The 13114-nt window shown below is 59.7% G+C and carries 12 protein-coding genes and 1 tRNA gene; 10 read left to right on the top strand and 3 right to left on the bottom strand.

Annotation, left to right across the window (positions count from 1 at the left end):
- Window positions 1–9 precede the first annotated feature (9 nt).
- From glgP to malQ, 3 genes are read left to right on the top strand one after another with little or no spacing between them, the layout of a single operon-like run.
- Entirely contained in the window at window positions 10–2571 is a 2562-nt protein-coding gene (gene glgP / locus SDD30_RS11465) for an alpha-glucan family phosphorylase (protein ID WP_434075056.1), read from the top strand.
- 18 nt (window positions 2572–2589) lie between these two features.
- Window positions 2590–2949, top strand: coding sequence for a CBS domain-containing protein (locus SDD30_RS11460; protein WP_434075055.1), 360 nt, complete (start codon window positions 2590–2592; stop codon window positions 2947–2949).
- Between the two features lie 50 nt (window positions 2950–2999).
- Window positions 3000–5117, top strand: a complete 2118-nt coding sequence (gene malQ / locus SDD30_RS11455; RefSeq protein WP_434075054.1) for a 4-alpha-glucanotransferase — start codon at window positions 3000–3002, stop codon at window positions 5115–5117.
- 68 nt (window positions 5118–5185) lie between these two features.
- Here malQ and SDD30_RS11450 read toward each other — a convergent pair whose 3' ends face one another.
- Window positions 5186–6115: a DMT family transporter gene (locus tag SDD30_RS11450; protein ID WP_434075053.1), complete on the bottom strand. Its 930-nt coding sequence runs from the start codon at window positions 6113–6115 to the stop codon at window positions 5186–5188.
- A gap of 298 nt (window positions 6116–6413) precedes the next feature.
- Here SDD30_RS11450 and SDD30_RS11445 point away from each other — a divergent pair, with 298 nt between their 5' ends.
- Genes SDD30_RS11445 through mqnC form a run of 5 tightly spaced genes read left to right on the top strand, consistent with a single transcriptional unit; the run spans window position 6414 to window position 10954 of the window.
- On the top strand, window positions 6414–7046 hold the full coding sequence (locus SDD30_RS11445; RefSeq protein ID WP_434075052.1) for a TetR/AcrR family transcriptional regulator: 633 nt from the start codon (window positions 6414–6416) through the stop codon (window positions 7044–7046).
- Window positions 7039–7890 (top strand): MTAP family purine nucleoside phosphorylase, encoded by an 852-nt coding sequence (locus SDD30_RS11440; protein ID WP_434075051.1) that lies wholly within the window; start codon window positions 7039–7041, stop codon window positions 7888–7890. Before SDD30_RS11445 ends, SDD30_RS11440 begins: the two co-directional genes overlap by 8 nt.
- Window positions 7891–7907: 17 nt before the next feature.
- The gene (gene mqnE, locus SDD30_RS11435; RefSeq protein WP_434075050.1) at window positions 7908–9029 is read left to right on the top strand and encodes an aminofutalosine synthase MqnE; all 1122 of its coding nucleotides are present in this window, start codon (window positions 7908–7910) and stop codon (window positions 9027–9029) included.
- Window positions 9030–9042: 13 nt separating this feature from the next.
- Window positions 9043–9903: a menaquinone biosynthetic enzyme MqnA/MqnD family protein gene (locus SDD30_RS11430; protein WP_434075049.1), complete on the top strand. Its 861-nt coding sequence runs from the start codon at window positions 9043–9045 to the stop codon at window positions 9901–9903.
- Window positions 9872–10954, top strand: a complete 1083-nt coding sequence (mqnC, locus tag SDD30_RS11425; protein WP_434075048.1) for a cyclic dehypoxanthinyl futalosine synthase — start codon at window positions 9872–9874, stop codon at window positions 10952–10954. The genes SDD30_RS11430 and mqnC overlap by 32 nt, the downstream gene beginning before the upstream one ends.
- A gap of 167 nt (window positions 10955–11121) precedes the next feature.
- Here mqnC and SDD30_RS11420 read toward each other — a convergent pair.
- A tRNA-Leu gene (locus tag SDD30_RS11420) sits at window positions 11122–11208 on the bottom strand.
- Between the two features lie 107 nt (window positions 11209–11315).
- On the opposite strand from SDD30_RS11420, the gene SDD30_RS11415 reads away from it, so the two are divergent.
- Complete coding sequence (locus SDD30_RS11415; RefSeq protein WP_434075047.1) at window positions 11316–11918, top strand: RNA polymerase sigma factor; 603 nt, start codon at window positions 11316–11318, stop codon at window positions 11916–11918.
- Window positions 11919–11933: 15 nt separating this feature from the next.
- On the top strand, window positions 11934–12929 hold the full coding sequence (locus SDD30_RS11410; protein WP_434075046.1) for an anti-sigma factor family protein: 996 nt from the start codon (window positions 11934–11936) through the stop codon (window positions 12927–12929).
- On the opposite strand, the gene SDD30_RS11405 is transcribed toward SDD30_RS11410, so the two are convergent.
- The coding region (locus SDD30_RS11405) for an amidase domain-containing protein (protein ID WP_434075045.1) at window positions 12930–13114 on the bottom strand (185 nt) is incomplete at its 5' end.

The raw sequence follows: 13114 nt of genomic DNA, 5'->3' as shown, positions 1-13114 counted from the left end.
GAGACAAGGATGCCCTTACCTCATACCTTTATCGTTAAGCCATCTTTACCGGCAAAACTAAAGCCTTTTTTAGAACTGGCCTATAACCTCTACTGGCCCCGCTACCTGGAAACGGCGGCTCTCTTTCGCGATCTGGACCCGGGCGTATGGGAAAAAACAGATCATAACCCTGTTCTTTTACTAATGTCCTTACCACCGAACAGAATCCAGGAAATAGCCGGGGATCCCGGCTATATCGCCCGGTTGGAACGGGTATGGCAGCAACACCAGGAAGCCATAACTCCAAAGGCCAGCTGGGCCCGGGATCACGGCTTGGACGGCGACCTGTTTATTGCTTATTTTTCTGCCGAATTCGGCCTCAGTGAGGCTCTGCCCATCTATGCCGGGGGTCTGGGATTCCTGGCCGGCGACCACCTGAAGTCGGCCAGCGACTTAGGCCTGCCCATGGTTGGCGTGGGCCTGCTCTATCGCCAGGGTTATTTTCACCAGCGCCTTGATCGTCAGGGACACCAGCAGGAGATTTACCCGTATAACGACTTTTACCAGCTGCCCCTGGTCGCCGAACGGCGGCCCGGGGGGGAACCCCTGACTGTAAGGGTAAACTTTCCAGATCCGGACCGCCAGGTAGAGGCCCGGGTATGGCGGGCCCGGGTCGGCAACCTCAACCTCTATCTTCTGGATACCGACTGCCCCGGTAACCTGGAGGAGGACCGGTTGATTACCGACCGTCTGTACGGCGGTGACCTGGAGAAGCGTATCCAGCAGGAGATAATATTGGGTATTGGCGGTGTACGCGCCTTAAAGGCCCTGGGCATTGACGCCAGTATCTACCATCTAAATGAGGGGCACTCAGCCTTTCTAGTGTTGGAGCGAATGCACCAGCTTCAGGAACAATACGGCATTGATTCGGGAACGGCCCGGGAACTGGCGGCCAGCAGCAATATTTTTACCACCCACACTCCTGTGGCGGCCGGCATTGACATCTTTCCCCCTTATCTGATAGATAAATACTTTACCGAGTATTATCAAGCCCTGGGTCTTTCCCGCCAGGAATTTCTGGCTCTGGGACGGAAGGACCCTAATAACCAGCAGGAGCCCTTTAACATGGCCGTCCTGGCCCTGCGTCTATCGGCCCGGGCCAACGGCGTCAGCCAGCTCCACGGCCAGACGGCCCGGCAGATGTGGCAGTCCGTCTGGCCGGGACTGCCGGTAGAGGCTGTACCTATCGACGCCATTACCAACGGCGTCCACACCACGTCCTGGGTAGGGCCCAGGATGGCCGCCCTTTACGACTATTATCTAGGATCAGGCTGGCGGGACGATCCAGCCTCCCCGGACGCCTGGGCCAGGATAGAAGAAATACCCGCCCGGGAACTCTGGCAGGCCCATGAAGAGCAGCGGCGGGAGCTCCTAGCCTTTGCCCGGCGGCGTTTGGCGCAGCAGCTGCGGGGCTGGGGTGCCGGTCTCAGGGAGATAGCCGCTTTGGAAGAATGTTTCGACCCCGGGGCACTGACCATTGGCTTTGCCCGGCGCTTCGCCGCCTATAAGCGGCCGGCCCTCCTCCTCAGCAACCCGGAGCGCCTGGCCCGCCTTCTGGGGGACAAGCAGCGGCCGGTGCAGATTATTTATGCTGGCAAGGCCCATCCCCGGGATGAAGAGGGGAAGCAGCTCATCCAGCAGATAACGACCCTCACGGGAGACGCGGCCTTCCGCGGCCGCCTGGTTTTTCTGGAGGATTACGACCTGGAGGTGGCCCGGTACCTGGTCCAGGGGGTAGATGCCTGGCTGGGCAATCCCCGCCGGCCTCTGGAGGCCAGCAGCACCAGCGGCATGAAGGCAGTTGTTAACGGTGCCCTCCAGGCCAGCACCCTGGATGGCTGGTGGGCTGAAGCCTGGACGCCGGCTACCGGTTGGGCCATTGGCTCCGGTGAGGTTTACGCCGATGCCGGCTACCAGGACGCTGTAGAAGGGGAAGCCCTTTATAACTTGCTGGAGAAGGAGATTATCCCCCTCTTCTACGAGCGCGACGGCAGCAATTTACCGGCGGCCTGGGTGGAGATGATGAAGCGCTCCATTAAGACCTATGCCCCAACCTTTAATACCCAGCGCATGGTTGCCGAGTACAGCCAGCAGTTTTACCTACCGGTGGCCGGTCTCTACCGGCGCCTGCAGGCCGGCAACCAGGAACGGGCCAGGAAACTGGCCGCCTGGCGGAGCCGGGTAAAAGGGGCCTGGCCGGTTCTAAAGATCGAGGAAGTAACAGATGACCGGCAGGACGAAGTGGTGGCGGGTGGTAGTTTAAAGGTGCAGGCCCGGATCTACCTGGGCACCCTGCAACCGGAGGAGGTGGCGGTGGAACTCTATTACGGTCCGGTAGGTCCCGGCGGCGAGATTACGGCCGGGGAGAAGGTGGAACTGGTTGACTACCAGGACAGGGGTGGAGGAAGGTATCTGTATAGCGGGACGATACCCTGCCGCCAGGGGGGGCGCCAGGGTTACAACCTGCTAGTTTTACCCCGCCACGAAGACCAGGCTTACCCCTACCAGAGCGGCCTGATCCTGTGGGGGTAGGGAAAGGAGGCAAACCGCATGCGGGCCAGGGATATTATGACGACGGAAGTAATTACCATTGCCCCTGACGCCAGGATCTATGAGTTAACCAGGTTGCTGTCTGAAAACGGGATCAGTGGGGTGCCGGTTTGCGACGGCGAGGATCGGGTCGTGGGTATCGTCAGCGAAGGAGATCTCCTTTGTTTAACCAACGGCCACCGGGTGCGCGACATTATGACCAGGGAAGTCATCAGCGTCGATGTCGACGACCCGGTGGAGATGGTGGCTGCCGTCCTGCATGAAAAGGGGATTAAACGGGTGCCGGTCTATAACAAGGGCCGCCTGGTGGGGATTATCACCCGGGCCGATATTGTGGCCGCCATGGCCAGGGGGTTATAAGCATAGATTACCGGGCCGGCAATAATGCCGGCAATTGGAGATTGACAACCTTGCCAGATCGAGAATTGCGCCTTTTGCACCGGCTCTGCCGGTGGTGCGGTGTCGAAACTGCCTACCGCGACGTAGAAGGAAGACTCCGGGCCGCCAGCGCGGAGTCGTTACTGGCGGCGTTACAGGCTCTGGGGGTCCCTGTCGCCGGCCTGACCGCCGTTCCCGGTGCCCTGCGGGAGCGGCAGCAGCAGTATTGGCAGAGTCTTTGCGAACCGGTGGTGGTCGCCTGGTCCGGCCGGCCGGGCGTGGTAGAGCTGCGCCTGCTGGCCGGACAGGCTGGGCAGGCTGCGGCCCCCCTGGAGTGCCGGTTGCAACTGGAGGACGGCCGGCTGTGGCGCTGGGTCCTGGATGCGGATCGCCTGCGCCTAACTCGTATAGCTGTAGTCGAAGGGGTGACCTTTACGGCCCGGCAACTTAGCCTGCCCGCAGGCCTGCCCTGGGGTTACCATAATCTCCACTTGCACCTGGCAGGCCGTACCCGGGAGGTCCTGGTCATTGTTGCCCCCCGGCGGGCCTGGGAGATGACCGGGAGGGGTACTGGGGTCCCTCAAGGGGATGACAAGGGCCGGGTAGGCAGCCCTGGCCGGAGCGGGAAGGGGGAACGCCTCTGGGGGTCCTTTCTCCCCCTCTATGCACTTTATACCCGCCATAGCCCGGGGGCTGGGGATTTTGGCGATCTGAAGGCCCTGGTGCGCTGGGCCGGCAGCCTGGGCGCCGGCTTTACCGGCACCCTGCCCCTCCTGGCGGCTTTCCTGGACGAGCCCTTAGCCCCCAGCCCCTATCAGCCCGTCAGCCGCCTCTTTTGGAACGAGTTTTACCTCGATATCTCCCGCCTGGCAGAAACCCGGCGCTGCCCGGAGGTCCAGGAGCTTTATAACGCGGCGGCGGTCCGGCAGGAGATAGCCTCTTTGCAGGCCGCCCCCCTGGTGAATTACCGCCGGGGTATGGCGTTGAAACGCCGCCTTCTGGAGATATGCGCCCGGGGCTTTTTTAGCCGACCGCCCGGGGAACAGGAAGGGCTGCGGCGCTGGCTGGCTGGTCACCCGGAAGCCCTGGATTACGCCCGTTTCCGGGCCACTATGGAGAAACAGCACACCACCTGGCCGACCTGGCCCGCCCGGATGCGGGAGGGGCACCTCACTGAGGGTGATTACGACCCGGCAGCCGTGCAGTACCACCTGTACGTCCAGTGGCAGACCCAGCGGCAACTGCAGGAAGTAGCGACAGTAGCCCGTCGCAGCGGACAGGGTTTATACCTGGACTTCCCCCTGGGAGTCCACGGCGAGGGGTATGACACCTGGCGTTACCGCCAGGCCTTTGCCACCGGGGCCAGTAGCGGCGCTCCTCCCGACACCTTTTTTCGCCAGGGACAGGACTGGGGCTTCCCGCCCCTGCACCCGGAGGGGATCCGCCAGGACGGCTACCGTTACTACCGCGCCTGCCTGCGCCAGCATTTGCATTATGCCGGCATCCTGCGCCTGGATCACGTCATGGGGCTGCATCACCTTTACTGGATCCCTTGCGGCCTGACGGCCAGGGAGGGGATCTACGTGCGCTACCACGCCCGGGAACTCTATGCTATCCTCAGCCTGGAATCCTGGCGCCACCGGGTCCTCCTGGTGGGGGAAGACCTGGGTACCGTCCCGGCTTATGTCCGCCGGGCCATGGACCGGCATAACATCTACCGTATGTATGTCCTATCATCCGAGTATACCGGTCAACCGGACCGGGCCCTGCCACCGGTTGCCACTAGGAGCCTGGCCAGCTTGAACACTCACGATATGCCGCCCTTTGCGGTCTTCTGGCGGGAAAAACGCGGGCGGCAACGGGCGGCATTACCTATCTTCCTCTATAATCAGGGCTGCCTGGAACTACCCACAACGGCTGCGGCCAGCCTCCTCAGGGCCTCCCTGGCTTACCTAGGTGCCAGCCCGGCACGCTTGCTACTGGTAAACCTGGAGGACTTGTGGCTGGAGACGGAACCCCAGAATATCCCCGGTACCGTGACCGAGTACCCCAACTGGCGGCGCCGAGCCCGTTACAGCCTGGAGGAATTCCGCCGGCTGCCTGGAGTGGCGAACCTGCTGCAGGAGATCAATCGCCTGCGCAGAAATTAAAACAGTAAGAGTAGGGGCTTCCCCCTGTGGGGAAGCCCCTACTCTTACTGCCCCTTTGCTGCTTGGTGTTACCCGCGGGGCTCTCTCAAGGAGAGGCAGACACCTCCTAGGACGAGGATAATCCCGGCCCAGTGGTACCAGCTCAGTTTTTCCCCCAGGAGCAGGGCGGCCAGGACAATGGCCGCAATGGGGTTCAGGTTGTTAAACATAGCCACTGCGCCACAGCCGATGCGTTCGAGGGCCTCAAAATTAAGTAAAACCGCCAGCCCGGCGATAATGCAGCCCATGTAGAGGAGGAGGAGCCAGCCTATGGGGGGCAGGTACCAGCCTTGGTGGGCGATCTCCCAGAAGCCGGCCGGGAGGAGGAAGAGGGTGCCGAAAAGCAGGGAATAGGCGCTGGTAACAACGGGCGAGTAACGCTCCACCATTTTCTGCCCCAGGATGTTATACAGGGAAGCAGCTGTAACATTGATTAAAAGGATCAGATCCACCGGCTGAAAGCGCAGGGTCAGGAGGCGCGCCAGGGAACCCTGGGTGGTGACCAGGGCCAGGCCGGTAAAGGCGCTTATGATGCCCGCTACCTGGTAACGATTGGGTTTCACGTGCCAGCCGATGGCCAGCAGGACCAGGGTGACGGCGGGAAAGGTGGCGAAGATAATGGCGGCATTAACCGCCGGGCTGTTCTGCATGGACCAGGCAAAAGAGCCGTAGGCCACACTGATTCCTAGAAAGCCCATCAAGGCTAAATAGGGCAGGTCCGCCGGCTGGGGGCTGGTCCCGGCCTTCAGGGCGAATAACAGCAGCACCGGCAGGCCCAATAATCCCCGGGCCGCGGCCATGGCCAGGGGCGGTACCAGGGGCGCCACCACCCGGCCGGCGATGACGTTACCCCCGTAAAGGAGGGCAGCCAGAGTGATCGCTACATAACCCAGGCGACGGGCAGTTCTGGCGGCACCTTTAGCGGAGACTGATTTCAAGACTGCTTCTTTGATAGCCACTTAATTAATCCTCCATAACTGGTAAATAACGACGCCCTTTACAAGCTTAACACCATGGCCAAGGGGCTAGCAAAGCCATTTTTACTGGTTTTGGGGCGAAAAACACTAAGGGATGGGGACCGGGCAGGAAAAAACTTTACCAGGGTCAGCCCTAGGCAGGCGTTTGGCTGTTAGCAACCGGGCGTAACTTTACCTCGGCTGGATTACCGGAAGAGATTGACTTTGTCCCCGGGAAGTTTTAAAATCACAATTGAAGAATTGAATTACCGTTCATTACATGAAAATTGGGGGAAGGATTTTGGTTTACCGGCGGACGAAAAAGGTGGATCAAAGGCTGGAAGCACGCCTGCAGGTTATTATGCAGGCGGCCCGGGAAGAATTCGCCCGGAACGGTTTCTACGGTACCTCAATTAAAGATATCGCCCGCCGGGCAGGGGTGGGCATCGGTACGATTTATTTATACCTGCGTAATAAAGAAGCCCTCTTTGCTGCCCTGGTCAACGAAGCCTATGAAATGGTCCTGGACCGTATTGCCCGGGCCCGTAAAAACGCCACCAGCGGACGCCAAAAACTTCAGGTCGCTATGGAGGCGGCCCTGGCGGTCTTACAGGAAAACCATGACCTGGCCCGGGTAATGCTGGTCCAATCGCCGGCGGGGCACCAGGCAGTTGCGGAACAACTCTACGACTTGCTGCGCCGTCTGACCAGGCTAGTGGAGGAAGACGTACTGGAGGGGATCGCGAGAGGGGAACTACCGCCCCAGGATGCCCATGTCGCGGCCCTCGCCTTTGTAGGTACCTTTTACCAGGTAGTCATCAGCTGGCTCAAGGAGGGTACCCCGGCCGACCTGACGGCGGCTGGCAAAGAGTTGGTAGCCTATAACCTGCGCGGTTTGGGCTATCCCGTGGAGGGAGTCATAGAGAATGATTAAAGGAAAGATACAGGCAGACATCGGCTTTATCGGCGGCTCGGGCACCTTTAGCCTGAACTTTCCTGATACCTTAAAGGATCCTGGGACGGATGTGCTGGCCAGGGAGGTAGTTTTTACCACCCCCTGGGGCCCCAGTGCACCTCTAATTCTTTTTACCACTGGTGACCCGCCACGGCGCGTGCTGGCGGCCAAGATGCATGGGAGGATTTCCGGCGTCTCCTGGGGCGAGAGTTCCCAGCGCCTGTTCCACGCCTTTATGCAGGCTAAAGTGCGAAAGATTATCGCTGAAGGCGGGGTGGGGAGCGTAAATCACCTCCTGGATCTTCGGGACATTGTAGTGGTGACCGATTACATTGATTTTTCCCTGCGCCGGGATGTGGGGCTCCAGGAGGGCTACCTATCGGTCATGCGCCAGCCTATTTGCCCTTCCCTGCACAGGACCCTGGTAGAAACGGCTAGAGAATCTCCCCCCGGGCGGGTCTTTGACCGCGGCGTTTACCTGGTGACGGATGGGCGCCACTTTGAGAGCGCAGCCGAGGTAAACCTCTTTCGCCAGTGGGGGGCGGACGTTGTGGGCCAGACCCTCTGCCCCGAGGTCTACCTGGCGAGGGAAATGGGGGCCTGTTACGCCGGTATCTATTTGGTCGTAAATTACGGTGAGGGGGTGGTGAAACCCTGGGAGCACAAGGAGTTAAAGGAGCTCTTTTTTGAGGCCGCCCCGGTCTTTGGCGGCATCATCCTGAAGGCCCTGGGACGGGTGTCCCTGGACAGTGACTGTAGTTGCTTTGACCTGCGCAAGCCGACCCTTTTACGCCCGGAAAATATCGGTAAGTACCCTTTATGAAAGGAGTTTGCGAGGCCTTGCCCACCACCATTGCAGAACATATACGCAGGGAACTCTCCCGGGGGGAACTGGCGAACGTAGCTGCCAGGGTATATGCCGGGGAAAGGCTGACCCGGGAGGACGGGATGCGTCTCTGGGAGAGCCAGGACCTCCTGGCCATCGGGTACCTGGCCGACGTGGCCCGGCAACGGGTCTGCGGTGATGTCGTTTATTTTATTAATAATGCCCATATTAATTACACTAATATCTGTCAAAATCGCTGTGATTTATGTGCCTTTGGGAGACAGGCGGGTACTCCGGGGGCTTATACCCTCACTCTGGCCGAAATTGAGACGAAGGCCAGGGCGGCGGCTGCCGCGGGGATTACCGAGATCCATATTGTCGGCGGCCTGAACCCGGAATTGCCCTATGATTATTACCTGGAACTGATCCGGACCGTGCGCCGGGCAGCACCCGGGGCCTGCATCCAGGCCTTTGACGCTGTGGAGATTGACTTTATAGCCTCCCGGGCCGGTCGCCCCGTAGCTGACATCCTCCAGGAACTACGGCAGGCGGGCCTGGACTCCCTTCCCGGGGGTGGGGCCGAAGTTTTTGCTCCGGTTGTACGCCGGCGCCTCTGTGCCAAAAAGATCGAGGGACAGCGATGGCTCCAGATCCACGAGACGGCCCACCGGCTGGGCATACCCACCAATGCTACCATGCTCTACGGCCACTTGGAGACGGCGGCCGATCGGGTGGATCACCTTCTGGCCCTCCGGGAACTCCAGGACCGGACAGGGGGCTTCCTGGCCTTTATCCCCCTGGCCTTTCACCCGGCCAACACGGCCTTCAGCAACCTGCCGGGAACCACCGGGGTGGATGACTTGAAGATGCTGGCCGTCAGCCGCCTGCTGCTGGACAACTTCCGTCATATCAAAGCCTTCTGGATCATGATTGGCCCGAAGTTAGCTCAGGTGGCCCTGCATTTCGGGGTAAATGACCTGGACGGTACCGTCCGGGAAGAACATATCTTTCATGATGCCGGGGCTCTAACGCCCCAGTACCAGCCTGCCGAAAGCTTTTTACAAAGTATCCGGGCGGCCGGGCGGATCCCGGTGGAACGGGATACTTTATACCAGGAAATCCGCCGCTATGCCTGAAAGGAGGATAGCTATGGACTGGCCACGGCTGGGCCGGGTGGGTTATCTGAACTGCCTGCCCCTGTTTTACCCCCTGGAGACAGGGCGGGTAAAAGTACCGGCCAAAATAGTTGCCGACCACCCCGCGGTTTTAAATAAGGCCTTCCGGCAGGGGGAACTGGAGGTCACGGCTGTCTCTTCCCTGGCTTACGGGCAGTTTGCGGAAGACGCCCTGGTCCTGCCGGGATTATCTATCTCCTGCCGCGGCAAGGTTGGCAGCGTATTCCTTTTAAGCCGGGTTCCGGTGAAGGAACTCGGGGGCCGGCCCCTTTCCCTCACCCCCTATTCGGCCACCAGCGTGGTTTTGCTGCGTATCCTCCTGCAACGGTTTTATCATGTTGCGCCGGACTTCTTTACCCGCCCGGCCGGCAGCCCCCCCGACTGGGGCCAACCGGAAGCCCTGCTTACCATCGGAGATGAAGCCCTGCAGGTTGTCCGGGAAGGCCGTTATCCCTTTGTTCACGACCTGGGGGAGGGGTGGCGCCAATTAACTGGCAAGCCCATGGTCTTTGCCCTCTGGGTGGCTAGGAAGGACTTTGCGGTTGCTCACCCGGAAAAGCTGGCCGCAATCTGGCGGGCCTTACAGGAGGCCAGGGCCTGGGGAAAAGGCCATCCGGGCACCCTGGCAGCGGCAGGAGCCCACCACCTTGGAGTGGAGCCGGAATTTATCGAGGATTATTTCGCCCTTTTAAACTATGACCTGGATTGGCCGCACCTGGAGGGGCTTTTAACCTTTTACCGCCTGTCCCATGGGGAAGGGTTCCTCGCCCATCCGGTGGCCCTGGAGATCTGGGGGGGAGAAAATGAAAGAAACTATCGCCTGCAAAGTGCTTGACGGTGAGCGTTTGAGTACCCATGAAGCCGCGGGCCTATATCAGGAGGCCGGCTTGCTGGAACTGGGTTACCTGGCCAACCTGGTCCGCCAGAAGCTGCACCCCGGCGGGACGGTCACCTTTGTCGTGGACCGGAATATCAATTATACCAATATCTGCGTCAATGCCTGCCGCTTCTGCGCCTTTTATCGCCTGCCCGGGGATCCGGAAGGCTATCTCCTTAGCCGGGAGGAAATCGGCCGTAAAATCGAGGCGACCCTGGCTGCAGGAGGGACCCAGATCCTGATGCAGGGGGGCCTGCATCCGGAACTCAACCTTTCCTGGTTCGAGGAACTTTTTTCCTGGATTAAATCTCGCTATCCGGTCACTCTTCATTCCCTATCACCGGTAGAAATCGATGACCTGGCCCGGAAGGAAGGGCTGCCGGTGGCAGAGGTTTTGCGGCGGCTGAAGAAAGCGGGACTCGATTCCCTGCCGGGCGGTGGGGCGGAGATCTTGGTCGACAGGGTTCGCGGCCGGGTTAGCCCCAAAAAGACCAGTGCGGCCCGCTGGCTGGAGGTGATGCGCGCCACCCATGCCCTGGGGATGAAATCAACCGCCACCATGGTTTTCGGGTTGGGAGAAACTATGGCTGAGCGGATCGCCCACCTGGAGGCTATCCGGCAACTCCAGGATGAAACGGGAGGCTTCACAGCCTTCATTCCCTGGAGTTTCCAGCCAGGCAATACCGACCTGGGCGGTGTGGAAGTTAGCGCCACCGAATACCTGAAACTCCTAGCCCTTTCCCGGCTTTACCTGGATAACATCCCCAATATCCAGGTCTCCTGGGTAACCCAGGGAACTAGGGTTGCTCAGGCGGCCCTTTTCTTTGGCGCCAACGATTTCGGTTCCACCATGCTGGAGGAAAATGTAGTCCGGGCGGCCGGGGCTTCCTTCCGTGCCAATCGGGAGGAGATCCTTCGCTGCATCCGGGCGGCCGGTTTCCGGCCCGCCCAGCGCGATAATGAGTATCATATTTTGCGCTACTACGAGGCAGGGCAGGTTAACCGGTGAATCTCTTTCCCTTAAAAATAAAGGCCCCTCCTTTCAGGGTAGTTCCTGAAAAGGGCAGGGGTTTTGTTTGTTTTTACCTGCGCTTATTTCTTGCTTTAGAAAAAGGTTAAAAGCCAGCGTTAATCCATCTATAAATAAATACCAGGGCCTGAAAGCCCTGGTATTAATGGTGCCGAAGGCGGGGGTCGAACCCGCACGGTATTGCTACCACTGGATTTTGAGTCCAGCGCGTCTGCCAGTTCCACCACTTCGGCGTATCATGTTTTAATTTTAACACAGGCTTTATATTCTTGCAAGGGCCTAAAGGATAAAGGTCAGGGGGTGTCGAATAGGAAAAATACTGGAAAGGAGCGGGTAAGCTATGCCTGCCGGTGAGGAGTTACTGGCCCGCAGTAGAAACGGTGACCCTGAGGCCTTCACCCTGCTGGTGGAACGTTATCAGGGGATGCTTTATACCATTGCTTACCGTTTTCTGGGCAACCCCGAGGATGCCGGTGACGCCGCCCAGGAGGCTCTAGTACGTGCCTTCAAAAGCCTCAAGGATTTTCGCGGCCAGTGCTCCTTTAAAACCTGGTTACAGCACATCATTACCAATGTCTGCCGGGATGAGTTGCGCCGCCTTAAGCGACGGCCTACCCTTTCTTTAGATGCCCTCCTGGAGTTAGACGGCCAGTCCCGGGAGATCTCCGCCGGGGATGCTGTTTCACCGGAGGAAATTGCTGTAGCCAGGGAAGGGGAGGCTCGTTTACATAGCTTAATCCAGGCCCTGACGCCCGAACAACGGATGGTGGTGATCATGCGGGACATCCAGGGCTTCAGCTACGAAGAGATAGCCAGTTGCCTGGATTGTTCTATTGGGACGGTTAAGTCCCGCCTGAGCCGGGCCCGCATGATTCTCCGCCGGCAGCTAATCGTGGAGAGGGAACCTTTAAGGGATACCAGCGTCTATATAGATAAAGGGTAAAGGGGGTGAGGGATATTGAACTGCTGCCAGTGTAGGGAATTACTATCACCATATCTTGATGGTGTCTTGAGCGAGAACGTACGCCGGACCCTGGAGGGCCACCTGCGCTTCTGCCCGTCCTGCCGGGAAGAACTGAAGGCCATACGCCAGACAATAGAGATTATCCACACCTGGTCGGAAGAGGAACTGGAACTGCCGGCCGGTTTTGTCGAACGCCTGCGCTCACGCCTGGAGGAGGAACGACGGCCTTGGTACCGGCGTCCTGGCCGGGGTTGGGTTTCCCTCAGTGCTGCAGTAGTCCTCATAATGGTCATGGCCTTTACGGCCCGGGCTAACTCCCTCCGCCCCGGATTCTTCAATACTCCTGCCGCCAGCCGGGAGCAGGGGCATAGCCAGGCCCTTACCGGTCCGGAACAACCTGCCAGGCGAGACGTACAGGCGGCGCCGATGCTGACCCTGCCCCCGGCGGCGCCGGTAGCTCCACCCCGGCAGCCTGCCCCGGAGATTAAAGAAGGAGCAAGCCAGTTGCGAAAAGCTCCGGCCAGAACACCCAGGTTCTACCGGCCGGCTGTCCAGAAACAAGGACAAGACCAAGGCAAGGAGCAGAAGGAAAGGCAGGAGCCTGTCTTGGTGGGCGTCATCAATCTTAATTCCCGCAGTGGGGAAAGGGGGCCGGCAACAGAAGAGCAGGCCCCGGCAGGGGGAGGGCAGAACCAGCCACCGGCAGCTAAGGGGCAGCTGGCCGGGCAGCAACCAGGCACCACGGATCAGACTGCGGGCGAGTCACCGGGGAAAATTCCGGGTTCATCAGGGCAGGCGTCAGTCCTGCCCCAACCCGGTACGGGCCTAGATACCGGGGGTACCTTTACAGGCAGCAGCCAGGGCGGGGCCGTAACAAAACCTTCCGGTACAGCGTCCCCCGTCAAGGAGGGAACGCTATCGCCTGCAGCACCGGCAGGTACAACCGGCACCCAGGCGCAGCCAGCAACCACCACCAAGGTTAAACCATGACTAATAAACTACCTGGAGAAGCCAGTAGATGGTCCGGTCCTCCCAGCCCATGTCCCAGGGAACGTGATATCGATCGGCAGTATGACTGTCAACCAGGATATACCCGGAGGCATCCCGGCCGGCAACTACGGAGATATGGCTTACCTCACCGTTTTCTTCATAACCGATAATATCCCCCGGCTGCA

Source organism: Moorella naiadis (nom. illeg.), assembly GCF_051020825.1.
In the GTDB taxonomy this organism is placed as follows: Bacteria; Bacillota; DSM-521; order Neomoorellales; family Neomoorellaceae; genus Neomoorella; species Neomoorella naiadis.
Note: the sequence above shows the minus strand (reverse complement) of the source record. Positions and strands in the feature narration are given on the sequence as shown.